Below are 23331 nucleotides of genomic sequence, written 5' to 3'. Positions count from 1 at the left end.
ATATTCGATCAGGTGTTCGGGAGTGACACTGGGCGCCTGGTCCGTCGCAACCTTACGATCGAACCGTGTCTCCGCCCGTCACGCTGGACGTCGCGGTCGTCGGCTCGGGGCCGAACGGCCTGGCCGCGGCCGTGGTGCTCGCGCGCGCCGGGTTGTCGGTCGAGGTGTACGAGGCGGCGGACGAGCCGGGCGGCGGGGCGCGGTCTCAGCGATTGTTCGATTCGGACGTCGTGCACGACATCTGCTCAGCGGTCCACCCGATGGCTGCGGCCTCGCCCTTTCTCCGTCAGTTCGATCTCGACCTCTGTCATCCCGAAGTCCCGTACGCGCATCCGATCGACGAGAAGACCACGGCGATCGCGTACGCGGATCTCGAACGCACCTGCGCGCGGCTAGGGCGCGACGGAGAACGATGGCGTCGCTTCATGGCACCGCTGGTCGAACACACTGCCGAGATCACCGAAGTCCTCCTCGGCGACCTTCGCCACCCGCCGAGACCGCGTACGGCGGCGTACCTCGCGACGCGCGCTCTCGCGGTGACAGCGAATCCCTTCAGCGGTAAGGAAGCCGCCGCGCTCATCGCGGGTATCGAGGCGCACGCGCTTGGCAGGCTGCCCTCCCTGGTGGGCGGCGGTATCGCGGTGCTGCTCGGCCATCTCGCGCACACCACGGGTTGGCCGATCCCGCGTGGCGGTTCGCAACACATCACCGACACGCTCGTCGCGGACATCGAGACACACGGTGGTCGCGTACGCACCAACGCGCGCGTCGCCGACGTACGCGAGTTGGCGCATGCGCGCGCCGTGCTGTTGGACCTAGCGCCGAAGGGCGTCCTAGACCTCGCAGGGCCGCTATTGCCCCAGCAGTACCGCCGAGCGCTAGAAAAGTCCGCTACGGACCGGCGGCGGCGAAGGTCGACTTCCTGGTGTCCGAAGCACTTCCGTGGCGAGAGAAAGAACTCGCCAAGGCCGGAACGGTCCACATCGGCGGAACCAGGGCCGAGGTGCACGCGGCGGAAAACGCGGTAGCCAAGGGCAAACGGGCTAGGGACCCGTTCGTCCTCCTCGCGCAGCCGATGGCCGCCGACCCGTCGCGCGGTCTCCCCGGCAAACAGCCGATCTGGGCGTACGCCCATGTCCCGCACGGAGATCCGCTCGACCCGACCGCCGCGATCATCCGCCGCATCGAACGCTTCGCGCCAGGCTTCCGCGACACGATTCTCGCCTCGCGCGCGATCCCGGCGAGCGATTTTGAGGCATACAACGCCAATTACGTCGGCGGCGACATCGCGGCCGCCGCGGTGACGATGCGCCAGGTGGTGGGTCGGCCGGTCCTGCGCTGGGACCCGTACCGCACCCCGTTGCGCGGCGTGTACCTGTGCTCGGCCGCGACGCCGCCCGGCCCCGGCGTGCACGGAATGGCGGGTCAGCATGCCGCGGAACGCGTGCTGCGCAACGAATTCGGCTACCGGCCGGGCCGGACCAAGCCGGTTTCGTAGGCGACCACCACCGCCTGTGCCCGGCTGGAAATCCCGAGCTTGGGCATCAGCCGGTTGAGGTGCGTCTTGACGGTGGCCTCGCTGACCAGCAGCCGCGCCGCGATCTCCCCGTTCGGCATCCCGGTGCCGACCAGCCGGAGCACCTCGCGTTCGCGTTCGGTCAGCCCGGTCAGCTCCGGCGCGGGCTCGGCGGGCGGCGCGCTCGTGTACGCCTCGACCAGCCGCCGCGTAACAGTCGGGCCGAACAGCATGTCCCCGCGCGCCACCGCCTGGATACCGGAGATCAGCGTCTCCGGCGGACTGTCCTTGAGCAGGAACCCGGCCGCGCCGGCGCGCAGCGCGCGGTACACGTATTCGTCGAGGTCGAAGACGGTCAGGATCAGCACCCGCGGGTTGTCCGGCCCGGCGAGGATCCGGGCAGTGGCCGATACGCCGTCGAGGCCGGGCAGCCGGATGTCCATCAGGATCACCTCGGGCCGCAGCCGTGCCGCCTCGTGCACGGCCTCCAGCCCGTCCCGCGCCTCGCCGACGACCTCGACGCCCGGCACGGCGTCGAGCAGCGCGACGAGACCGGCGCGGACGAGGTCCTGGTCGTCCACCACGAGCACACTGGTCACTACGGTTCTCCGGTGGTCCGGCCCGGGTACGGGAGGGTCAGCACAACCTCGAACCCCGCTGGTTCGCGCGGCCCGATTTCGATTTCGCCACCGTACATACGCGCCCGCTCCCGCATGCCGACGAGGCCGTGACCGGCGGGATTGCCGTCGCCGCGCGGCCCGCCGCCGGAGTCGGCCACGCTCAGCCGCAGCGCGTCGTCCAGGTACTCCACCGTCAGCGACGCGAACGACTCCGGCGCGTGCTTGAGGACGTTCGTCAACGCTTCCTGTGCGATCCGGTACGCGCACAGCTGCTGCCCCGACGGCAGCGTTCGCGGCGTTCCGGTGACTCGCAGCTGTACCGTCAGCCCGGCCTCGCGCACCCGGCTGACCAGCGCGGGAAGCTCCTCAAGACCGGGCTGCGGACGATAGTCGCCCGGCTCGTGCCTCGGCGGCCGCAGCACGCTGAGCAGGCGGCGGAGTTCGTCCAGCGCCTCGGTGGTCGTGCCGGTGATGGTGTCGAGCGCGCCGCGAGCGGTGCCCGGCGCGGACTCGAAGACGTACCGCGCGAGGTTGGCCTGCACGGAGATCACCGAAAGGTGGTGCGACACGACGTCGTGCAGCTCGCGAGCGATGCGCAGCCGCTCTTCCGCCGCCGCCAGCTCCGCGCGGTCGGCGCGTTCCGCGGTCTCGCGCAGAGCGAGCCCGCGCAGGTAGACCGAGTGTCCGATGAGGACAGTCGCGGACGCTTGCAGCACGGCGATCACCGTGTCCCCGATCGGGTTCGAGCTGTCGCCGACGAGCATCGTCACCTCGAACCCGGCCGCCGCGAACAGGGACGGCGGCCAGGCCCGCCGCACCGGATAACGCGCCCACACGGTGTACGCGGCGATCAGCAGGTCCGGACGGCCGAGCGTCGCGCGGTAGCCGGCCAGCGCGAACGCGCCGACCAGCAGGGTGACCGCGATCAGCACGCCGATCGGATAGCGCCGCCGGACCGCCAGCGGCACCGCGCCCGCCACCGCGAGCAGCAGCCCGGGCAGTCCCGGCCGGTCGCCGAGGGAGCCGTGGTGGACCGCCGCCCCGGCGAAGAGGAATAGTCCGACCGCGACCGCCAGCAGCGAATCCGGCAGGAGCGGCCGGGCCCGCAGGATCCGCATCACGCGCCCGAAACTACCTGCCTGACCGGCGGTTTCCCAATTCCGTACCGCGCTCGCGGCAGGCCGCCTACCGCCAGGGTTTACCCGCGGCTGCGGCGGAAGGTGGATTCCGCGGAAGGGACCGAGCGGTTACCGTCGGTTTTGAATGGTCATCCATTCGCGCTGTTCGGCGGAGGGCCAGGGGTGGGGAGGATTCCAGGCTCTCCGCCGAGCTTCACCCCAGATACGCGTCGAGCGTCACCGCCAGCGCCGATTCCGGCGAAGGCGCGAAGCTTGCTCCAGCCAGTCCGCCCCACAGCCACAGCTGCGCGAGACCGTGCAACGCGGCCCACAGTGACGCTGCCACCAACCGAGGGTCGGTACCCGGCCGCAGTCGGTCGTCGTCCGCTTCGGCGCGGTCGATGCGCACTAGCTCGGCGAAGGTGTCGAAGACGGCACTGCTGGCCGAGACGAGCCCTGGCTCTTCCGGGTCGATAAGGTCGCGACGGAACATCAGCTCGAACATGGCCGGGTTTCTCACCGCGAAGTCGACGTACGCGTGACAGGCTGCCGTGACGCGTTCGCGCGGGGTGCCGTCGGGCAACTGTGCACCGCGTTCGAGCAACTGTGTGAAGCCAAGCGTCGCCACCGCGGACAGCAGCTCCGCGCGTCCCGAGAAGTGGCGAAGCGGCGCACCGTGCGACACGCCAGCCGCCTTCGCGATACCGCGCAACGTCACGGCCTCGACGCCGGAGCCGACGAGCAGGTCCGCCGCCGTGCGGATCAACCGCTGACGCGCGCTCATACCTGAGCTTCGGAGAAGGCCACGGGCAGCAGCTCGGGCCGTTTCGGCAGGAAGCCGTCGCCAGGAGACCGGCCGGTGAGCCGGTTACGCAGCCGCGTGATGCCCACCGGCAGCACTTCCCGCCACAGCCAGCGCAGGTCGGCGATCGCGCTGCCTTGCGCCGGGGAGCCGGGCAGCGGCTGGAGCCAGCTGCCGTCGTGCGCGACGCCGAGCCGGTCGAGCACGTGGCCAGCCACCCGCAGATGCCCGGCCTGCGACAGGTGCAGCCGATCCGGCCCGAAGTAGCGCGAGTCGTGCGCGGCCTGGTCCGGCCAGAGGTCGACAAGCTTCGCGCCGTAGCTGACCGAAGCCTCGCGGATGGCGTCGTTGAGCGCGGTGACCCGCGGCCGCATCCGCCCACCCAGCGGCATGCGGTGCGCGATGTCGCTCAAGGTGAAGGTGACGACGTTGGGCGCGATCTGGGTGCACTGCCGGATCGCGGTGTCGACCCGGCGGGCGACCGTACGAGCGTCCCAGCCGCGGCTCATCACGTCATTGCCGCCGCCGAACAACGCGATCAGGTCCGGTTCGTGCCGTTCGGCCGCCGGCAACTGCTCCGTCGTGATCTGGTCGAGCCGTCGCCCGCGAACGGCGAGGTTGGCGTACCGGAACCCGGTTTCGTCACGCGCGAGCCGCCCCGCGACGTAGTCCGCCCAGCCGCGGTACCGGCTGTGGTCGGGGTACGGATCGTCCAGCCCCTCTGCGCAGCTGTCGCCGACCGCGACGAACGTGTGGAAACCCATTCCGCTCTCCGTAACCCCTGGTTCATCTTGTAGACACTGTCTATCAAAGTATGTAGACGGTGTCTACCCGAGGGGGTTACGGCGTCGAAAATGAAGTGAGGAGCACACGGTCGCACGCGTAGCGTCGGTGACCATGATCGATTCGGCGAACGCGGGAGACGACCCTGCGGACGGCTGGTTCCCCGAGAGCGTCGCCGCGGGCTACGACGCCCCAGGCGGTGCGAACGCGCCCGAGGCCGTGACCCCCGCGGTGGACGTCCTCGAAGACCTGGCCGACGGTCCGGTGCTCGAGTTCGCCGTCGGAACCGGGCGGATCGCCGCGCCGCTGGCTGCGCGCGGGGTGCCGGTGAGCGGCATCGAGCTGAGCCGGGCGATGGCGGCGCGGATCGCGGGCAAGCCGGGCGGCGACGCGGTCGAAGTCGTGCTCGGCGACATGACGACGACTCGGCTGGCCGGTCAGTTCTCCCTGGTCTATCTGGTGTTCAACACCATCAGCAACGTCACCACGCAGGACGGGCAGGTCGACGTCTTCCGCAATGCCGCCGAGCACCTGCGCCCGGGCGGGTTGTTCCTCGTCGAGGTGGGCTTGCCGGACCTGCGCCGCCTTCCGCCCGGGCAGGACACCGTCCCGTTCACGGTGGCGCCCGGCGACGGCTATGTCGGGTTCGACCAGTACGACGTGGTCACGCAGCAGTTCACGTCGAACCACGTCACCGTGTCGCCGGACGGGACCGGGAGGTTCCGCCGAATTCCCTTCCGGTATGCCTGGCCGGCCGAGATGGACCTCATGGCGCGCATCGCCGGGATGAGCCTGAAATACCGCTGGGCGGACTGGGACCGCTCGGAGTTCACTGCTGACAGCGCGAAGCATGTGTCGATCTGGGAGAAAGACCCGAGCAGATGAAGATCTTGGTAGTGGGCGGTAGCGGCCTACTGGGTCAGCACGTATTGGAAGAGCTGCGAAAACGCGGTCACGAGACGACTGCGGTCGCGCGTACGGCACGCGAGGGAGTCGACAGAACTCTCGACGTCTCGAAGGCTTCGCACGCCGAACTGCGCTCCGTGCTCGACGGCCACGACGGTGTCGTCTTCGCCGGCGGCATGGACGACCGCGCGGTCGGCCGCGGACCGGTTGAACCCCGGCTGCGCGAGGGCAACGTCGCACCTGTCGCCGCGTTGTTGCGCGCGGCGCGTGAAGCAGGCTGTACGCGGGCTGCGGTGCTCGGCTCGTACTACACGTACTTCGACCGCGTACACCCTGAGTGGGGGTTGGCCGCGAAGCACCCGTACGTGCGCAGCCGCCTGGAGCAGGCCCGCGTCGCGCGCGAAACAGCGGGTGTCGAGCTGCCGGTGGCAGTGATCGAAGTGCCGTTCGTCTTCGGTGTCGCGGAGGATCGGGTGCCACAGTGGTCGGTCCCGATCGTGAAATGGGTCCATTCCGCCGCACCGCTCTTCGCCCCTCCCGGCGGAACTGCGGCGACGAGCGCCCGCGGAGTCGGTGTGGCGACGGTGGATGCGCTGGAGCAGGCATCGGGTGCGGATCTCCCGGTGGCGGAGGAAAATCTGCAGTGGACGGACATGTTCGCCCGCTTGGCTGCGGCGGCCGGACGCCCGCGGCGAGTCCGGCCGATGCCGTCGTGGCCGGTGCGCGGTGCGTTCAAACTCGGCGGATTCCTCAACGGGCTCACGGGGAAACAGCCTGGGTTGACGGTGGAGCATATGGACGGGTTGTTGTTGCGGGAGCTGTATTTGGAGCTGAGCTGTCCGGTGCCGGTGGATGAGGCGATTCGGGAAACCGTTGCTGCTCGGTGAAAATCAGCCCAGCCGTGCCCGATGAGTGCGCACCGCGGCCAACCGTGGATCAGACGGTGACAGCACCCCGCACAGCGCCTCCACGACAGCCAAATCATCGGCACCGCAAGACGTTTCCCAAAACGCCCACAACGTATCCGCGTCCCCGCTGTTCAACGCCAGTTGCCGAACCTGCGCACTGATCGACTCCCGTTCCTCCAGAATCGCCGGCGACTCCGACTCCTCCAGCAACGGCCCACGAAACGACCGAACCGCCGCCGCAGCATCCCCGGCCCGCAGCGCGGCCTTGGTACGCAAGAAATCCGCCTCCACCGTAGCCGCGAGACGATACGGACGGGTCTGCAAAACCCCAGTGCCGAGCTGGGTGCGCAACCGGTGGATTTCGGCACGTACGGTCACCGGATTGCCCGTCTCGCCGTACAGCTGCAAAGCCAGCTTCTCCGCCGACAACCCGCGCGGCTGCAGTGCGAGCAAGGTCAGCAATTCCGCATGACGCAAGGTAAACGGGATATCTCGACCGTCCACAGTGGTCGATCCGGGGCCATCGGTGAGGTACTCCAGCGACAACCGCCGCCTGGGCGCCGAGCCGGACGTGGCGATCCGCAGGAGGTAGCCCTCGTCGAGTGGGTCGACGGTGGCGATCCGGCCGTCCGGCAGGGTGACCGTGCCGCCGCCTTTTCGTACCTCCACAGTGGACGGAAGGGTGCACGCCTCGGCGGCCAGTACCCGTCCGCCTGCGGAAAGGAGTGCCCCGGGGCGGCCACGCAGTGACGCGAGGTGTGGCATGTTCGCCCGCCGCATCTGCTCGTCGCGGACCGCCAGCTGGGCTCGCAGCCGTCCCTCCGCCAGCTGCGCGGTGGCGGTGACCAGCGACAACATCGCCGGATGCACCGTGCGGAGCGGGCCGCTGACATCGATTGAGCCGAGCAGCGCACCGGTGTCGGGGTCGCGGACAGGGGCCGCTGCGCAGGTCCAGGTGTGATAGCGGCGCACGAGGTGTTCGGCGGAGTAGATCTGTACCGGTTGGCCGGTCGCGAGCGTGGTGCCCATCGCGTTCGTGCCGATCGCCTCTTCGCTCCATCTCGTGCCCTCGGTGAGCGCGACCCGGTCAGCGCGCAGCAGTACGCCGGTCGCGCCCTCGCGCCACAGGATGAGCCCATCCGCGTCGGTCACGATCATCATGTGCTCGGCGTCGTCGGCGATGCTCACCAGCATCTCGCGCAGCAGCGGCAGCACCGGGGCCAGCGGATGTTCCGCGCGCAGTTCGGTGAGTTCGTCCGCATCGCAGATCAGCGGCGCCTCGCCAGCGTCCGGGTCCACCCGCGCGGCCAGCGAGCGTTCCCACGACGCGGACACCACCGAGCGCGGTGAGCGTGGCGCGGTCGACCCGGACAGCACCGCCTCGCGGACATGGCGGAGCAGCCGCGCGTACGACTCCGGATCGCGCAGCAGGTCGGGTTCGGGCAGCTCCGCCACGTGAATGAGAGTAGAGACCCTGGTCACAAGGCTGCAACGTTGGCGCAACGTTGCCCGGCCTACGGTCGCCGCCGACCGTCACCGACCAGCAACGAGGCAGGGCAAGATGGCCGTATACGCCGCACCGAACACCGACGGCGCCGTCGTCGACTACGAGACTCGCTACGACCACTACATCGGCGGCGAATACGTCGCGCCGGCGAGCGGGCAGTACTTCGAGAACCCGACGCCGGTGACCGGGAAGACCTTCACCGAGATCGCCCGAGGCACGGCGGCCGACATCGACCGGGCGCTCGACGCGGCCGAGGGCGCCGCGCCCGCGTGGGGCCGCACCTCGACCGAGGAGCGCGCGAACATCCTGCTCAAGATCGCCGACCGGATGGAGCAGAACCTCGAGAAGATCGCGGTCGCCGAGGCCTGGGAGAACGGCAAACCGGTCCGCGAAACCCTCGCCGCGGACATCCCGCTCGCGATCGACCACTTCCGCTACTTCGCCGGCGCCCTGCGCGCCCAGGAGGGCGGTATCTCGCAGATCGACGAAAACACGGTCGCGTACCACTTCCACGAGCCGCTCGGCGTCGTCGGCCAGATCATCCCGTGGAACTTCCCGCTGCTGATGGCCGTCTGGAAGCTCGCCCCGGCGCTGGCCGCGGGCAACGCGATCGTGCTGAAGCCCGCCGAGCAGACCCCGGCGTCGATCCACCTGCTGCTGTCGATCATCGGCGACCTGATCCCGCCGGGCGTGCTGAACGTGGTCAACGGATTCGGCGTGGAGGCGGGCAAACCGCTCGCGTCGAGCAACCGCGTGCGCAAGGTCGCGTTCACCGGCGAGACCACCACCGGACGGCTGATCCTGCAGTACGCCAGCGAAAACATCATCCCGGTGACCGTCGAACTCGGCGGCAAGAGCCCGAACATCTTCTTCGACGACGTCGCCGCGGCCAACGACGCGTTCTACGACAAGGCGCAGGAGGGTTTCGCGCTCTTCGCGCTGAACCAGGGCGAGGTCTGCACCTGCCCGTCGCGCGCGCTGATCCAGTCCGGCATCTACGACCGGTTCCTCGGCGACGCGGTCGAGCGCGTGAAGAAGATCAAACAGGGCAACCCGCTCGACACCGAGACGATGATCGGCGCGCAGGCCTCGAACGACCAGCTCGAGAAAATCCTGTCCTACATCGACATCGGCAAGCAGGAGGGCGCGAAGGTGCTCACCGGCGGGGAGCGATCCGACCTCGGCGGCGACCTGTCCGGCGGCTACTACGTGGAGCCGACGGTGTTCGAGGGCGACAACAAGATGCGCGTCTTCCAGGAGGAGATCTTCGGCCCGGTGGTGTCGGTGGCGAAGTTCGACGACTACGCCGACGCGCTGAAGATCGCCAACGACACCCTGTACGGCCTCGGCGCCGGCGTCTGGTCGCGCGACGGGAACACCGCCTACCGCGCGGGCCGCGACATCCAGGCCGGCCGCGTGTGGGTGAACAACTACCACGCCTACCCGGCACACGCGGCCTTCGGCGGCTACAAGGCGTCCGGCATCGGCCGCGAGACGCACAAGATGATGCTGGACCACTACCAGCAGACGAAGAACCTCCTGGTCTCCTACTCCGACCAGGCGCTGGGCTTCTTCTGATGAGCCAGCGGGTGGACCTGACCCCAGCCGCCGCCGACCTGCTGCGGCGGCTGGTGCCGGTCCACGGCCCGGTGATGTTCCACCAGTCCGGCGGATGCTGCGACGGCAGCGCCCCGATGTGCTACCCAGCGGGCGAATTCCGCGTCGGTTCGCGCGACGTGCATCTGGGCGACCTGGCGGTGGACGGCATCGACGCGGTGCCGGTGTGGATGTCCGGGCCGCAGTTCGAGTACTGGAAGCACACGCATCTGACCATCGACGTGGTGCCGGGGCGGGGCAGCGGATTCTCCCTCGAAGCACCGGAAGGGGTGCGGTTCCTGATCCGGTCCCGGTTGTTCAGTGACGAGGAATCGGCTGAGCTGAACGGGTAAAGCGGTTGATTACGGTGCCCCGGTGAGTGTTTCCTGCTCGCCGGGGCACCGCCGGTTGTCGGCGCGGGCCATGCTGGTGGGGGAAGGAAACCGATGGGTTCGCGGATGTCCGCGGTGATTGCCGCGCTCGGTGCCGCAGTGCTGCACCTGGCTGGCGACCGTCAAGCTGACCTGTCGGCGCACGGCGGCCCCTGACAAAGCCGTCTGTGCCTGTCCGGTCGAGCACTATCCATTGTGGACCGGCGGAAGGCTATTCGGTGGCGCACGGCGACTTCGGCGAGAACCTGGACTTGGCGCAACGCGGTCGTGCAGATCGCCCAGCCACGCCACCCGTGCTTCAAACTCGCCATGCGGACCGATCGCAAGGGCATCGTGCCCGCGATGCTCCGCACCCATCGCTGCGACTGGTATCTGCTCGTACTGCGCCCGGGCACGGTCCCGACGGCCGAGCTGGAGAGCTACTTCCAGTCGACCTGCGGTGAGCGGTAGAAGTCGATTCCCTGCGCCTCCCAGCGCGGCGCTTGTTTGGCGATTCGCTCCCGGTATCCGTCCCAGATCCGGGCCGACCGAGGCGACCAGCCGATCTCCGCGACGCCCGGCAGGCGCGGGAAAGCCATGTACTCGATGTCGTCGTTGGTCCGGATCGTCTCCGTCCACAGTGGAGCCTCGACCCCGACCACGGATTTCTCCCCGACGCCGGGAACGAGCGTCGTCGGATCCCATTCGTAAGCGTCGCGGACCTCGACCAGACCGGCCCAATCCTGGCCCAGTTTCGTCGATTCCGTGTATTTCATGTCGAGATAGGCATGATTGGCGGGCGACATGATGAATTTGTTCCCGCGCGCAGCGGTAGCGGTCACGTCCGCGTTCGGGCCGCCCTGGTCCCAATACTGCGGAACGGCCGAAGTCGGCAGCGGCGTCTTCGCCATCTCGTGCCAGCCGGTGATCAGCTTGCCGTACTTGGCGACCATTGGGGTTACCTTCTCGTAGAAGGTTTTGTAGTCCTCATCGGACGTCGAATGTGCTTCGTCGCCGCCGATGGCGATGTATTTGCCGGGCGTGATCGCGGCCAGTTCGCGGATCACGTCTTCCACGAATCGGTACGTGGTGGGCGAATTGATGCACAGCGAGCTGTACCCGACCTCGATGTCGGTGCGCGGCGGGACCGCGACCCCGTCGCAGTTCAGCTCCGCGTACACCGATTGCGCCGCGTTCGTGTGCCCAGGCATGTCGATTTCCGGCACAACCGTCACGTGCCGGCTCGCGGCGTAGGCGACGATGTCGCGGTACTGCTCCTGCGTGTAGTACCCGCCCGGGTCGCCGTAGGCCGCGGTCTTGCCGCCCTCGGTCGCGAGCCGCGGCCAGCTCTTGATCTCGATGCGCCAGCCCTGGTCGTCGCTGAGATGCAGGTGCAGTGTGTTGATCTTGTACTGGACGATCTGGTCGATGTACTTCTTCACCTGCGCGGGCGTGAAGAAATGCCGCGCGACGTCGAGCATCGCGCCGCGGTGGGCAAACCGCGGGTAGTCGAGGACGCTGCCGCCGGCGATGGTCCACGCGCGGTGCTGCACGGTCTTCGCCTCGATCGCCGACGGCAGCAGCTGCCGCAGCGACTGGACGCCGACGAACAGCCCGGCGGAAGTGTTCGCCCGCAGCCGGACGCCCTTCTTCGTGACGTCGAGCTGGTATCCCTCGTCGCCGACGCGCGGGTCCGCGTTGCCGAGGTCGAGCGAAATCGCGGACAGCCCCGGGTTCGCCGGGACGACCGGCAGCGGGAAGCCGGTCGCGGGCCGCAGCAGTCCGCGCAGGTACGCGGCGACGTCGCCGGTCCCGTGCCCGGCGCGGATCACCGTGAGCGGGGTGAGCCGGAAGGTCGCGTCCGCCTTCGCCACGGCGTGCACCGGTGCCGGGACGAGGTCGGTGACCTGCCGTTCGCTGGGCGCGGGACTCGCCGCGGCCGGCCCGGGCACTCCCACCGCGGCGAGCCCGAGCACGGTCACCCCAAGCACGGCCCTGGACAGGGTCTTCCTCACGGCATACCTCCGGTCGCGTCGCGGAGAAGGCGGACTTCAAGAGGTATAGACCACTACCGGGACGCTGACAACGCCCGAAAGGGTCCGGTAACGGCGGATGTCCCGTTCGCCGGGATGCCCCCGCCCCCTCAGGGCCGCAGGATCGCCCGCAACGCGTCGAGCACCGACGGGTCCTCGATCGTCGACGGAACCGCCTCGTCGCGGCCGTCCGCGATGCCGCGCATCGTCTTGCGCAGGATCTTCCCCGAGCGCGTCTTCGGCAGCGCCCCGACCACCGACACGTCCCGGAACGCCGCCACCGGCCCGATATCCCGGCGGACCAGCGCGACCAGCTCGTCCCGCAGCTGGTCCTCGGGCATCTCCACGCCGGACTTCAGCACCACGAAACCACGCGGCACCTGCCCCTTCAGCTGGTCCGCGACCCCGATCACCGCACACTCCGCGACCGCCGGATGCGACGCCAGCACGGCCTCCATCGAACCGGTCGACAGCCGGTGCCCGGCCACGTTGATCACGTCGTCGGTGCGGCCCATCACGAAGAGATAGCCGTCCTCGTCGAGGTAGCCCGAGTCGCCGGTCAGGTAGTAGCCGGGGTAGCGCGACAGGTAGGCCTCGCGGTAGCGCTCGTCGTCGCCCCACAGCGTCGGCAGCGAACCCGGCGGCAGCGGCAGTTTCAGCGCGATCGCGCCTTCGCGGCCCGCTGGCAGCTCCTCGCCGGCCTGGTCGAGGATGCGCACGTCCCAGCCGGGCACCGGTTTCGTCGCCGACCCGGGTTTGACCGGCATCGGTTCGAGCCCGCGCGGGTTGGCCGCGATCGGCCAGCCGGTTTCGGTCTGCCACCAGTGGTCGATGACCGGCGTGCCGAGGATGTCGTGCGCCCAGTGGTAGGTCTCGGGGTCGAGCCGCTCGCCCGCCATGAACAGCGTGCGGAACTTGGCCAGGTCGTACTTCTTGAGTTCGTCCGCGTCCGGGTCCACCTTCTTCACCGCGCGCAACGCCGTCGGCGCGGTGAACAGCGCCTGCACGCCGTGCTCGGAAATGACCCGCCAGAACGCGCCGGCGTCCGGGGTTCCGACCGGTTTCCCCTCGTACAGCACAGTCGTAGCGCCCACCAGCAGCGGCGCGTAGACGATGTACGAATGCCCGACGACCCAGCCGACGTCGGAAGCCGTCCACCACACGTCCCCGGCGTGGATGTCGTACAGCGCGCCCATCGACCACGCCAGCGCGACCGCGTGCCCGCCCGCGTCGCGGACCACGCCCTTCGGCCGGCCGGTGGTGCCGGAGGTGTAGAGGATGTACAGCGGATCGGTCGCCTTCACCGGAACCGGGTCCACCGGGTCGGCGTCGGCGACGAGTTCGGTCCAGTCGAGGTCGGTTCCGGACAGCTCCGCGCGCGCCTGCTCGCGCTGGAACACCACGACGTGGTCCGGCTGGTGCTCGGTGGTCGCGAGGGCGGCGTCGATGATCGGCTTGTACTCGACGATCCGCGTCGGCTCGATCCCGCACGACGCGGCGAGGATCAGCTTCGGCTTCGCGTCCTCGATCCGCGCGGCCAGTTCCTTCGGCGCGAACCCGCCGAACACCACGGAGTGCACCGCGCCGATCCGCGCGCAGGCGAGCATCGCGATGACGGCCTGCGGAATCATCGGCAGATAAAGGATCACGCGATCCCCGCGAGTGACGCCGAGCGACGCCAGCGCCCCGGCGAAGGTCGCGACCTCGTCCCGCAGTTCGGCGTAGGTGTAGCGGCGTTTCCGCCCGGTGACCGGCGAATCCCAGATCAACGCGTCCTGCGCGCCGCGGCCGCTGTCGGCGTGCCGGTCGAGCGCGTTGTAGGAGGTGTTCAGCTCGCCGTCGGGATACCAGCGGTAAAACGGCGCGCCGGACGAGTCGAGCGCGCGCGTGGGGCGTGTCGTCCAGTCGATCGCCCGGGCCGCGTCGAGCCAGAACTGCTCCGGGTCGTCCAGGCTGCGCCGATACGTCTCGGTGTACGCGCCCACGAGGTCTCCTTTGACGTCAACGACCAAATCCGCCCTCATGATGGCCTTTCGCGCGCCGGGGCGCAGGTCAGCCTGGCCACACCCGCCCGACCTGCTCGGAGATCTTGAGGACGATGCCGGAGAAGTCGGAAAGCCCGGTCAGGAGCGTCTTCACCTTCTCCCACCGGCTGACCGGCACGGCCGGAGTGGCGGTGCCGGGAGCACGGGCCGCGTCGGACAGTTCGTCGAGCGCGTCTTCGATGATCTCCTGTTTCGGGAGGTCGTGCTCACGTACCAGCGCGCGCAACTGTTCGAGCAGATCGAGCAAATCGCCGCCTGCGGCGGGGCCCGAGTGGACGGTGCCGCCGCTGATGTCCCCGTGGCTCGTCCCGCCGAAGACCATCGGTCCGGTGTTGACCCCGCTGATGGAGATGTGATTCGTCGGCCCGGTCATGCTGTCCTCGCTTCCTTCGCGGCCGATCCGGACGGGCCGCTGATGTCGCCGTGGCTTTCGCCGCCGAAGATCATCGGGGCGTTGTTCGTTCCGCTGATGGTGATGTTGTTGATCATCCGCGCGTCTGCGCGCCGTTCGAACAAGGTGCTCGAATATCCGCACTCCTGGAGCGTCGCGGCCACGGCGGGCACCAGCCTGCTTTCGAGAAGGCGCACGTACCGTTCGGCGTCGACGGTCTGGAAGTAGTTGCGCGGACGCCGCATGGAAGCGAGTTCCCGCAGGGTGCGGCCGGTGCCGTAGCGATCCGGGTTGAGCTGGTGCGAGTCGTGCGGCAACGGCAGGCGCATCCGGAACGCGTTGGCGATCCGGCCGAACGACGTCACCGGCAGGAGCAGCCAGCGGACGAAGCCTTCCCACAGCGGTCGTACGCCGTTGTTGACCATCTTGTCGAGATCCCGGTACTCGTCCGCGATCGGCGGCAGGACGCAGGGTGTCCATTCCACATACAGCTCATTGGCGCCGACCGCGCAGTGGACGAAGGCCGAGACGACGAGGTCCCGGTCCCAGGTCTCCAGTTCCATGCACAGGTAGTAGCGGGACCATTCGCGAGCCTGATCGTGGACGTGCCCCGCCTCGGCGTCGTGGAGGAACGCCTCCGGGGCCGTGTTCGGGTGCCGCAGGTAGTAATTGGCTTCCGGGAGATGGAGGTGATCGAGAAGCTTGTCGGCCGGAGCGAAAACCCGTCCGGCGACGGTGAGGTCCCGCAGCCGGCAATCCGGTGCGAGCGGGCCTCCGTCGCGCAGCCCGGCGACTTTCTCGGCGATGCGCCGGTACAGCAGCCGAGCCGTCAGCGCCGGCTTTTCTCCCGCCTCAGCATCCGGGGTCAGCGGGATCACCGTCGACCACGGCTTCGTGCTTTCGCCCGCCCCGACGAACGGATTCGCGCCCCGGTGGACGATCAGCGGGGTCTGCGCGTCCGGCCAGGACGGGACGCGGCCCACCCGATGGCGCTGCAGTTCCGCCCGGAATCGCGGCGGGGCCAGCGAGAAGGACAGGCGGTCCGCGGGCGGTTTCGGCGTGCCGCCGGGGATCCTCGCCGACCTTCCGAAGTAGGTCGTGAGGAGGTGCCACACCGCGATCCGGTCGACGACCAGCACGACCAGCATCGCCAGCGCACAGCAGATGGCCACCGCCCAGAGCACGTCGAGATCGGGCAGGTCGGCATAGGACCGGCTGTCGTATCCGAATTCGCTGCTGAGGTCCGACAGTTCGGTCCAGGCGAAGAGACCGAAAGCGGTGAAGACCGCCAACGGGAGCGAAACGAGTCCGAGCGCCACGATCTTCACGACGGTCACGAGCACATTCCGAGAGCTGCCCTCCCGGTTTTTGCGCCAGAGCCGGATCGCATAGAGCACGAACGCCACGGCCAGCCACGCGGTCAGCAAGCCGGTGAACAGGCTGCAGTAGACGAAGCCCGCGCCGAGCACGGCGAGCAGCGCGTCGCGGTATTTCCGTCTGGTGCGGGCGGCGAGGGCTTCGGCCAGGACGGTCGGGGTATCAATGCCAGGGGACGGCGGGACCTGCCGGGTCGGTTCGACGAGGAACTCGCGAACCGCGTCCTCCGCGTACTCCCGGTCAAGATGGGCGGCGGCGACTAGATACCTGGTGCTGTCGTCGATCCCCGGCACCGAGGGGGCGACAGAATGCGTTGTCGAGGTCAATCGAGGGCTCCGACCAGTTCGGCGAGGGGCCCGCGGAATACGGCTGGCTCGTGATCGAGGCGACGCGCAGCAGGCGTACTGGTCGCCGGCATGACGTGACCCTCCCCAGGCATCACCACGCGGGACTGTGTTCGTGCGAGCGCAGAACGTAGCACGGAGATCACCGCCGATGGTGCGCGTTTGCCGAATCGGGGGCTGCCAGCGGAGATCTTCCGCGGGCAAGATCGATGCAGTGGATCACGATCCCGGCGCGACCCGGCAACCCCGCCGACGGCGTGTGCGTCCTAAGCTGGACCAGGGAGACTGGCCGCGCTGCGGTACCAGGACAACACTGACAGTGAGGGGAATCAGCCGGTGAGCGGAATCGGGAGCGCGCTGCTCTCGCTCGCGCACACCTTGTTCGGCCCGGGGTTCTGCCCGGGCGACTGGGTGTGGGCGACGACCACAGCGGGTGCGCTCGTCGCGCTCTTCCCGGCGGCCGGGGCGCTGATCGTGGCGATCGTGCGCAAGGGGACCGGCAACCGGTACGACGCGACCACGCTCACCGTGTTCGGGCTCATCGGCGTGGTCAGCGTGCTGGTGTTCCCGTGGCTGATCTCGTCCGGCATCTCGGAAACCTTCCGCGCGGCCAACGCGGGCCAGGCGAGCGGGCTGGCCGGGGCGGCCACGCTCAGCACGGACTACTGCTCGTTCGTCGGCGTGCAGAAGACCTACCTCGGCGGCGGTTCGAACGTCTTCGAGACGCTCTTCTACCCGCGCGGCCTCAAACTTTCCTACGCGCTGTACCTGCTGGCCTTCACCGTGCTGCCGGTCGGTTCGCTGCTGTTCGTGATGCTGCAGGCGCGCACCGCCTTCCGGCGCGGGCCGAAGTGGCCGTCGCGGTTCTTCTGGATTCCGTTCGTGGTCATGGCGGTCGCGACGGCGGGCATGTCGGCCAACACCGCGGTGCACTTCTGGCTCGGGTTCCTGCCGTTCAGCATCCTGGGGCTGATCCCGGTCGCGCTGGTCGGCCCGCCGCCGTGGTCGGTGATCAACCGGCCGGAGCCGCGCCGCGACGAACCGCCCGCCGCGCCGCCCCCGCAGCGCCGGGAGCCGCTGCCGCCGCCTCCGCCGCCGCAGAACAAGCAGTACCCGGCCACCGCGCTGGCGTCCGCGCCGGAGCCGCCGCCCGCCGGGGCACTGGCCGCCGCGCCCGGCATGATCCCGCCGCCGCCCGGCTCGCGCAACGCGGGCAGCAGCCGGTACCGGCGCGTCCGCCAGCTCGGCCACGGCGGGTTCGGCACGGTCTGGGAGGCCGTCGACACCCAGCTCAACCGCACTGTCGCGCTGAAGATTGCGCACGCGCCCGACCGGGACACCGAGGAGCGCATGCAGCGCGAGGCGCGGGCGCTGGCCGTGGTGAACCACCCCAACTGCGTCCGCGTGTACGACCTGGTCGAGGAGCCGGACGGGCTCGCCCTCGTCATGGAGTACCTGCAGGGCCGCCCGCTCGCCGAGGTGGTCGACGGACAGGGCCCGATCGACGACGTCGCCGCCGGACGGCTGTGGTCCACGATGGCGGGCGCGCTGGTCGCGGCGCACGAGCGGGGCGTGCTGCACCGCGACGTGAAGCCGTCCAACGTCATCCTCGACCCGGCGGGCATCGCGCACCTCATCGACTTCGGCATCGCCCGCAGCCAGGGCGATTCCAAGATGACCGCCACCGGGATGATGATCGGCACGCCCGATTTCGTCGCGCCGGAACAGGCGATGGGCTCCCCGGCGAGCCCGGCGTCGGACGCGTGGCAGCTCGCCGCCACGGTCAGCTATGCGCTGTCCGGCCAGCCGCCGCGCGGCACCCGCGAGACGCCGATGGCCGCGCTCATGGCCGCGGCCCGGGCCGATCCGGTCACGCACATGCCGCAGCGTTCGGTGCACGCGCGGATCCTCGCGGCGTCGCTGGACCCGGAGCCCCGTCGTCGTCCGACGCTGAACTCGGTGCGCCGTGAGGTCGACGGCTGGCTGAGCCGGCAGGGCAAGGCGCTGGACGGGCCGGTTACGCAGATCGTGCCGCGCCGGTCGCCTCGCTGAACCTCGTGAGTGGCTACGCCGGTAGCCACCTCACGAGGGCTTCACCGCCGAAAACTCCAGCCGCTTCTTCGGCTCGCACTCCACCCGCACCTGCTCAAACCCCGCTGCCGCCAACCGCTCGGGCAGCGTGCCCGCGTCGAGGACGTTCATCGTGTCCCCGATGTGCAGCAACCGGAATCCGAAGCTGAGCTGGCTGTCCACCCCGCAGTAGCGGCCGCCGGGCCGCAGCACCCGGAACGCCTCCGCGAAGATCCGGTCCTGCAGGTCATCGGTCGGCACGTGGTGCAGCATCGAGAAGCACACGACCCCGGAAAACCGGCCGTCCTCGAACGGCATCTCCGCGCCGCTGCCCTCGACGACGTCCACCCGGTCCCCGTATTTCTCCCGCAGCAGCCGGGTCGACGCCGGGTCGATCTCGATCGCGGTCAGCCGCGGCAGAGCGTCCACCAGCACCCGCGTGGTGGCCCCGAAACCGGGTCCGATTTCCAGCACGTCGTCGCCGAGCGGGAAGCGGGCGATCCAATCCGGCAGCACCCCGGCCACCATCGAGGCCCACTTCTCCGAGCTGCAGAGCTTCCGGTGCATCAGGTTCATCGGCATGATCCCGACGTTAGGGACGGCCCATCCTGACCGGAAGACGATAGGCTGTCACCTGATGTCGCAGTACGGTCAAACCGGCGCGATGCTGCTCGGTGACCTGCCGATCGCGGCCGGTGCCTGGTTCCCCTGGCACGAGCATCCAGCGCACCAGCTCGTCTGGGCCGCGCGCGGGGTCGCCGCGGTGATGGTCGGCGACGCGCAATGGGTACTGCCGTCCACGCGCGCGCTGTGGATCCCGGTCGGCGTCTGGCATCGCACGGGCGCGGTCGGGAACGCCGAGCTGCGCGGCATCTACGCCTACCCGGACCAGTGCCCGGTCGACTGGCCCTCCCCGCGCATCGTGATCGTCCGGCCGTTGCTGCGGGAACTGCTTGAGCACCTGTCCGCGGACGGCATCAGCGACGACGCCCGCCGCCGCGCCGAGGCAGTCGCGTTCGATCTGCTGGAGCCGATGGACGTGGCACCGATCGTCGTGCCCGCGCCCACCGATCCGCGCGCGAAGGACGTCGCTGACGCAGTGCTCGCCGACCCGGCGGACTCGCGCAGCCTGGCCGAGCTAGGCCGCGAAGTCGGCGCGAGCGAACGGACTCTGGCCCGCGCGTTCGTTCGCGATTGCCGGATGACGTTCGGTACCTGGCGTACGCAGGCGAGGCTGCGTACGGCGTTGCCGTTGCTGGCGCAGGGACTGCCGATGACGACCGTCGCGCACCGCGTGGGGTATGCGACGGCGAGCGCGTTCGTGGCTGCTTTCCGCCGCGCGGTGGGGGTGCCGCCGGGTGCCTATTTCAGCGCCACGAGGGCAGCCACATTTCCGCTTGCCAGTGGTCGTTCGTGATGGGGATGCCGTTGAGGATCGGCCACAGCCAGGCGAAGTTGGCCACCACCAGCCCGACGTAGAGCGACACGACGAGCAGACCGGTGCCCCGGCGTTCGAATCCGCGTTTGGCGCTGCCGAGGATCTGCCCGAGCGCCAGCACCAGCCCGAGCACCAGGAACGGGGCCATCGGCGTGGCGTAGAAGAAGTACATCTGCCGGTCGATGTTGGTGAACCAGGGCAGGTAGCCGGCGAAGTAGCCGGTGAGCACGGCGGCGTAGCGCCAGTCCGCGCGGAAGAACCAGCGCCACAGGCCCCAGCCGAGCACCGGGACGGCCAGCCACCACATCGCGGGCGTGCCGATCAGCATCGTCGCGCCGAGGCAGCGCGATTCGCCGCAGCCGGTGACGCCGCCGTCGTAGTAGTAGAGCATCGGCCGCAGGCCCATCGGCCACGTCCACGGCTTGGACTCCCACGGATGCGGATTGTCCTTGGGCGTCAGCAGGGTTTCGTGGAAGTGCAGCACGTTGGCGGTGTAGCTGCCGAGCGACCGCAGCGCGGGCGGGATCCAGCCGAACATGCCCGGGTCGAGGTTCTTGATCTCGGTGTAGTGCCGGTCGGTCGCGGTCTCGCTGGCGAACCACGCCCAGTAAGCCGCCAGGTACATCAGCACCGGCACGACGACGATCGCCCACAGCGCGGGCGCGACGTCGCGGCGGATCGTCCCGACCCACGGCCGCCGCACGCCCGCCGCCCGCCGGGCCGCGACGTCGAAGAACACCGTCAGCAGGCCGAACGCCGCGATGTAGTAGAGCGCCGACCACTTCACGCCGAAGGTCAGGCCGATCATCAGCCCGGCCGCGAACCGCCACCACCGGAAGCCGAGCTTCGGCCCCCACTGCGATTCGCCGACCCAGCCCTCGCGCACCGCGACGGCCAGCCGCTGCCGTACCTGGTCGCGGTCGCACAGCACACAGGCGAACGCGGCGAGCACGAAGAACGCGATGAAGATGTCGAGCATCCCCATCCGCGACTGCAGGTGCAGCACGCCGTCGCAGATCACCAGCACGCCCGCGATGCCGCCGAGCAGCGTCGAGCGGGTCAGCCTGCGCGCGATGCGCACGGTGAGCAGCACGATCAGCGTGCCGGCCACGGCCGACATGAACCGCCAGCCCCAGCCGTTGTAGCCGAACAGCCACTCACCCAGCGCGATGAAGTCCTTGGCCAGCGGCGGGTGCACGATCAGCTCGTACCCGGCGTTGTCCTCGTACCCGCCGTTGCGCAGCATCTGCGCGGCCTGCGGCACGTAGTGCTTCTCGTCGAAGACGGGACTGTTGTGGTCAGTGGGAAAGCCCAGATTCTGCAGCCGGACGACGCCGCCGATCACGGTCAGCACGATCGTGACGATCCAGCCGCGCAGCCGGTCGGCGGGCATGGCCCGGCCGAGCAGGGTGGCTACGCGGTCGGTCGGAGGGCGGCGCGCGTCGACCGGGTCCGGCCGCACGCTCTCGTCGTCGGCACGGGTCAGCAGCGCGGTCACGGGGCCCGATAGTACGGCCTGATCCACCGGCGGCGTCTGGTTAGGCTGACTGCCATGACTTCTTCGTCCGGACGGCTCGTGCTCGCCGCCACCCCGCTCGGCGATCCCGGCGACGCGTCCGCCCGGCTGATCGAGGCGCTGGGCTCGGCGGACGTGATCGCGGCCGAGGACACCCGGCGCCTGCGCGGCCTCGCTTCCGCGCTCGGCGTGTCGCCCGCTGGCCGCGTGGTCAGTTTTTATGAGGACGTCGAGACCGCCCGGCTGCCGAAGCTGCTGGAGGCGCTGCACGGCGGCGAGACCGTGCTGGTGGTGACCGACGCGGGCATGCCGAGCGTCTCCGACCCCGGCTTCCGTCTCGTGGCCGCGTGCGTCGAGGAAGACCTCCCGATCACCTGTCTCCCCGGCCCCTCAGCGGTGACGACGGCGCTCGCGTTGTCCGGGCTGCCGTGCGACCGGTTCTGCTTCGAAGGCTTCGCGCCACGCAAGCCCGGCGAGCGGACGAAGTGGCTGGCGGAGCTGGCTGCGGAGCGCCGGACGGCCGTGTTCTTCGAATCGCCGCACCGGGTCGCTTCGCTGCTGTCGGACGCTGCCGCGGCGTTGGGCGGAACGCGCCGGGCCGCGGTGTGCCGGGAGCTGACAAAGACGTACGAAGAGGTCAAACGCGGCACGCTCGCGGAACTGGCCGACTGGGCAGCGGACGGGGCTCGCGGGGAGATCACGGTGGTGCTGGAGGGCGCGACGCCTCGGCAGGTGGAGGTGGCGGATCTGGTGCCGGAGGTAGCGGACCGGGTCGCCTCGGGGGAGCGGCTGAAGACCGTGGCGGCCGAGGTGGCCGGCGCGGCGGGAGTGTCCACAAAGGAGCTTTACGCGGCGGTGCTCGCGGCTCGGAAGTGAATGAGTCCCCGCCGGCACGGTTCAGCGGTCGTGGCCAGGATTCTCCGGGTGCCAAGTGCGGACGCCGTCGGTGTAGACGATGTGGTCTTCCGGCAGGCCGTCGTCGGGAATTTCCGTGGTGCTGGCAAGGAACTCCGCTACCGTGGCCGGGTCTGCGACGGTGCGGGGAGCGGGAACTGGCACCAGCGCGAGTTCGCCGTCTCCGGCGACCACGAGGTCACCGGCCGACGTCGCGGCCAGCGCGGTCACTGCCGAGCGGAGCAGTTTGTGCTCCGTGATGTGGTCGCGTTCGACGGCAAGCTCCAGCAAGGTGCCGGATGGCGTCCCGATCCACAGCGTCCCGGGCCGCGCGCCGAACGCGATATTGAGCCAAGACCAGGAGAAGAACTCTTTCAGCCGTTTCGGGTCGGCACGATCGCCAGGTGCCGGGCTGAGCGAGGTCTTCAGGGTTCGGCGCAGCGAAGGGAACTCGAACACCAGGACTAGGTGCTCGTAGGCGTTTCCGCGAATCGCCAGGTACCGCCCGTCGGAGCTGAAGACCGGAGGCCCATAGCCGTCGGCGTCAAGGATCAGCGCACGGTCGAGGAACCGCAGCCGGTCGCCTGGGCGGGAGAAGAGGACAAAGGTCGCGCCTTGATCGCTCTGCAGAGTGGCGACCAGCCCTCCCGCTGGATGCGCGGCGATGCCGGTGTCCCACATCGGGGCGGGCGCGATGGCCCCGGTGTTGAGATCGATGGCGTCCGAACGGTCGAAGAGATCGGGAGGGGTCGGTGACGTCCACAGCGACTGGCCGTCCGAGCTGAAGGCCACGTGGTCGGAGACGGCGACGTCCAGCGCGGAGGCACCGGTCCGGGTCCAGCGCACCGTTTCGCCGCCGACGGACCAGACCAGTTCCGGCCGTTCCGGATGCCATGCGAGGGCGGGCCGGTCCTTGAGCTTCCCGTACTCCGCGCCTACCGCGCCGATTTCGCGGAGTACTCGCTCCGCGTAGTAGACGTGCACGGCCGGCCGGTCCAGTTCGATCCCGGCGACGAGGGGAAGTCTCGGATGGCACACCAACTCCCGGATCGGAGTGGCGGGGATCCGGGCGATGGCCTGGACAGCGGTCACCTGG

22 protein-coding genes are annotated in these 23331 nt (G+C 69.5%); 10 read left to right on the top strand and 12 right to left on the bottom strand.

The features are described from left to right. Positions 1–65: 65 nt before the first annotated feature. Positions 66–1028, top strand: a complete 963-nt coding sequence (locus RPX00_RS07215) for a phytoene desaturase family protein (RefSeq protein WP_406638660.1) — start codon at positions 66–68, stop codon at positions 1026–1028. Next, positions 1004–1498, top strand: a complete 495-nt coding sequence (locus tag RPX00_RS07210) for a phytoene desaturase family protein (RefSeq protein WP_406638658.1) — start codon at positions 1004–1006, stop codon at positions 1496–1498. Before RPX00_RS07215 ends, RPX00_RS07210 begins: the two co-directional genes overlap by 25 nt. On the opposite strand, the gene RPX00_RS07205 is transcribed toward RPX00_RS07210, so the two are convergent. The 4 genes from RPX00_RS07205 to RPX00_RS07190 all read right to left on the bottom strand — a co-directional run bounded on the left by RPX00_RS07205 (position 1465) and on the right by RPX00_RS07190 (position 4820). Continuing rightward, positions 1465–2115, bottom strand: coding sequence for a response regulator (locus RPX00_RS07205; RefSeq protein WP_406638656.1), 651 nt, complete (start codon positions 2113–2115; stop codon positions 1465–1467). The genes RPX00_RS07210 and RPX00_RS07205 overlap by 34 nt on opposite strands. Beyond that, the gene (locus tag RPX00_RS07200) at positions 2115–3254 is read right to left on the bottom strand and encodes a sensor histidine kinase (RefSeq protein WP_406642811.1); all 1140 of its coding nucleotides are present in this window, start codon (positions 3252–3254) and stop codon (positions 2115–2117) included. Before RPX00_RS07200 ends, RPX00_RS07205 begins: the two co-directional genes overlap by 1 nt. Positions 3255–3468: 214 nt before the next feature. Next, positions 3469–4038 carry a TetR/AcrR family transcriptional regulator gene (locus tag RPX00_RS07195; protein ID WP_406638654.1) on the bottom strand — a complete coding sequence of 190 codons (570 nt, stop codon included), beginning with the start codon at positions 4036–4038 and terminating at the stop codon, positions 3469–3471. Then, a complete protein-coding gene (locus tag RPX00_RS07190) occupies positions 4035–4820 on the bottom strand; it encodes an SGNH/GDSL hydrolase family protein (protein ID WP_406638652.1) in 786 nt (261 codons plus the stop codon). The genes RPX00_RS07195 and RPX00_RS07190 overlap by 4 nt, the downstream gene beginning before the upstream one ends. Before the next feature lie 133 nt (positions 4821–4953). Here RPX00_RS07190 and RPX00_RS07185 point away from each other — a divergent pair, with 133 nt between their 5' ends. Together RPX00_RS07185 and RPX00_RS07180 are read left to right on the top strand one after the other, a co-directional pair. Further along, entirely contained in the window at positions 4954–5724 is a 771-nt protein-coding gene (locus tag RPX00_RS07185; protein WP_406638650.1) for a class I SAM-dependent DNA methyltransferase, read from the top strand. Then, positions 5721–6632 (top strand): NAD-dependent epimerase/dehydratase family protein, encoded by a 912-nt coding sequence (locus tag RPX00_RS07180; RefSeq protein WP_406638648.1) that lies wholly within the window; start codon positions 5721–5723, stop codon positions 6630–6632. Before RPX00_RS07185 ends, RPX00_RS07180 begins: the two co-directional genes overlap by 4 nt. A gap of 3 nt (positions 6633–6635) precedes the next feature. Here the strand turns inward: RPX00_RS07180 and RPX00_RS07175 are convergent, their stop codons facing one another. Next, positions 6636–8108, bottom strand: coding sequence for a GAF domain-containing protein (locus tag RPX00_RS07175; RefSeq protein WP_406638646.1), 1473 nt, complete (start codon positions 8106–8108; stop codon positions 6636–6638). A gap of 106 nt (positions 8109–8214) precedes the next feature. Between RPX00_RS07175 and adh the strand changes: the two genes are divergently transcribed. The 3 genes from adh (at position 8215) to RPX00_RS07160 (ending at position 10598) form a co-directional block, all read left to right on the top strand. Then, on the top strand, positions 8215–9738 hold the full coding sequence (gene adh / locus RPX00_RS07170; RefSeq protein WP_406638645.1) for an aldehyde dehydrogenase: 1524 nt from the start codon (positions 8215–8217) through the stop codon (positions 9736–9738). Then, positions 9738–10109, top strand: a complete 372-nt coding sequence (locus RPX00_RS07165; protein ID WP_406638643.1) for a DUF779 domain-containing protein — start codon at positions 9738–9740, stop codon at positions 10107–10109. Before adh ends, RPX00_RS07165 begins: the two co-directional genes overlap by 1 nt. A 234-nt stretch (positions 10110–10343) precedes the next feature. Then, the gene (locus RPX00_RS07160; protein WP_406638641.1) at positions 10344–10598 is read left to right on the top strand and encodes an MOSC domain-containing protein; all 255 of its coding nucleotides are present in this window, start codon (positions 10344–10346) and stop codon (positions 10596–10598) included. Here RPX00_RS07160 and RPX00_RS07155 read toward each other — a convergent pair. The 4 genes from RPX00_RS07155 to RPX00_RS07140 form a co-directional block, all read right to left on the bottom strand. Next, positions 10568–12142, bottom strand: a complete 1575-nt coding sequence (locus tag RPX00_RS07155; protein WP_406638639.1) for a beta-N-acetylhexosaminidase — start codon at positions 12140–12142, stop codon at positions 10568–10570. The genes RPX00_RS07160 and RPX00_RS07155 overlap by 31 nt on opposite strands. A gap of 128 nt (positions 12143–12270) precedes the next feature. Further along, a complete protein-coding gene (locus tag RPX00_RS07150; protein WP_406638637.1) occupies positions 12271–14145 on the bottom strand; it encodes a propionyl-CoA synthetase in 1875 nt (624 codons plus the stop codon). 67 nt (positions 14146–14212) lie between these two features. Beyond that, positions 14213–14578 carry a hypothetical protein gene (locus RPX00_RS07145; RefSeq protein ID WP_406638635.1) on the bottom strand — a complete coding sequence of 122 codons (366 nt, stop codon included), beginning with the start codon at positions 14576–14578 and terminating at the stop codon, positions 14213–14215. Next, complete coding sequence (locus tag RPX00_RS07140; RefSeq protein ID WP_406638633.1) at positions 14575–16266, bottom strand: hypothetical protein; 1692 nt, start codon at positions 16264–16266, stop codon at positions 14575–14577. The genes RPX00_RS07145 and RPX00_RS07140 overlap by 4 nt, the downstream gene beginning before the upstream one ends. 387 nt (positions 16267–16653) lie before the next feature. Between RPX00_RS07140 and RPX00_RS07135 the strand changes: the two genes are divergently transcribed. After that, on the top strand, positions 16654–18369 hold the full coding sequence (locus tag RPX00_RS07135) for a protein kinase domain-containing protein (protein ID WP_406638631.1): 1716 nt from the start codon (positions 16654–16656) through the stop codon (positions 18367–18369). A gap of 30 nt (positions 18370–18399) precedes the next feature. Here RPX00_RS07135 and RPX00_RS07130 read toward each other — a convergent pair whose 3' ends face one another. Then, positions 18400–18969, bottom strand: a complete 570-nt coding sequence (locus RPX00_RS07130) for a class I SAM-dependent methyltransferase (RefSeq protein ID WP_406638629.1) — start codon at positions 18967–18969, stop codon at positions 18400–18402. A 55-nt stretch (positions 18970–19024) separates the two neighbouring features. Here RPX00_RS07130 and RPX00_RS07125 point away from each other — a divergent pair, with 55 nt between their 5' ends. Continuing rightward, positions 19025–19804, top strand: a complete 780-nt coding sequence (locus RPX00_RS07125; protein ID WP_406638627.1) for an AraC family transcriptional regulator — start codon at positions 19025–19027, stop codon at positions 19802–19804. Here the strand turns inward: RPX00_RS07125 and RPX00_RS07120 are convergent. Beyond that, complete coding sequence (locus RPX00_RS07120) at positions 19755–21323, bottom strand: dolichyl-phosphate-mannose--protein mannosyltransferase (protein ID WP_406638625.1); 1569 nt, start codon at positions 21321–21323, stop codon at positions 19755–19757. The genes RPX00_RS07125 and RPX00_RS07120 overlap by 50 nt on opposite strands. Positions 21324–21377: 54 nt before the next feature. Between RPX00_RS07120 and rsmI the strand changes: the two genes are divergently transcribed. Then, entirely contained in the window at positions 21378–22217 is an 840-nt protein-coding gene (gene rsmI / locus RPX00_RS07115; RefSeq protein ID WP_406638623.1) for a 16S rRNA (cytidine(1402)-2'-O)-methyltransferase, read from the top strand. Positions 22218–22238: 21 nt separating this feature from the next. Here the strand turns inward: rsmI and RPX00_RS07110 are convergent, their stop codons facing one another. Further along, a complete protein-coding gene (locus tag RPX00_RS07110; RefSeq protein WP_406638621.1) occupies positions 22239–23327 on the bottom strand; it encodes a hypothetical protein in 1089 nt (362 codons plus the stop codon). Positions 23328–23331 lie beyond the last annotated feature (4 nt).

It is taken from the genome of Amycolatopsis sp. WGS_07 (genome assembly GCF_045278895.1).
GTDB lineage: Bacteria > Actinomycetota > Actinomycetes > Mycobacteriales > Pseudonocardiaceae > Amycolatopsis.
Note: the sequence above shows the minus strand (reverse complement) of the source record. Positions and strands in the feature narration are given on the sequence as shown.

Coding starts and splice junctions, on each gene's coding strand:
- RPX00_RS07200 (WP_406642811.1), bottom strand. CDS start 3,254: ATGCGGATCCTGCGGGCCCGGCCGCTCCTGCCGGATTCGCTGCTGGCG.
- RPX00_RS07195 (WP_406638654.1), bottom strand. CDS start 4,038: ATGAGCGCGCGTCAGCGGTTGATCCGCACGGCGGCGGACCTGCTCGTC.
- RPX00_RS07190 (WP_406638652.1), bottom strand. CDS start 4,820: ATGGGTTTCCACACGTTCGTCGCGGTCGGCGACAGCTGCGCAGAGGGG.
- RPX00_RS07185 (WP_406638650.1), top strand. CDS start 4,954: ATGATCGATTCGGCGAACGCGGGAGACGACCCTGCGGACGGCTGGTTC.
- RPX00_RS07180 (WP_406638648.1), top strand. CDS start 5,721: ATGAAGATCTTGGTAGTGGGCGGTAGCGGCCTACTGGGTCAGCACGTA.
- adh (WP_406638645.1), top strand. CDS start 8,215: ATGGCCGTATACGCCGCACCGAACACCGACGGCGCCGTCGTCGACTAC.
- RPX00_RS07165 (WP_406638643.1), top strand. CDS start 9,738: ATGAGCCAGCGGGTGGACCTGACCCCAGCCGCCGCCGACCTGCTGCGG.
- RPX00_RS07145 (WP_406638635.1), bottom strand. CDS start 14,578: ATGACCGGGCCGACGAATCACATCTCCATCAGCGGGGTCAACACCGGA.
- RPX00_RS07130 (WP_406638629.1), bottom strand. CDS start 18,969: ATGCCGATGAACCTGATGCACCGGAAGCTCTGCAGCTCGGAGAAGTGG.
- RPX00_RS07125 (WP_406638627.1), top strand. CDS start 19,025: ATGTCGCAGTACGGTCAAACCGGCGCGATGCTGCTCGGTGACCTGCCG.
- rsmI (WP_406638623.1), top strand. CDS start 21,378: ATGACTTCTTCGTCCGGACGGCTCGTGCTCGCCGCCACCCCGCTCGGC.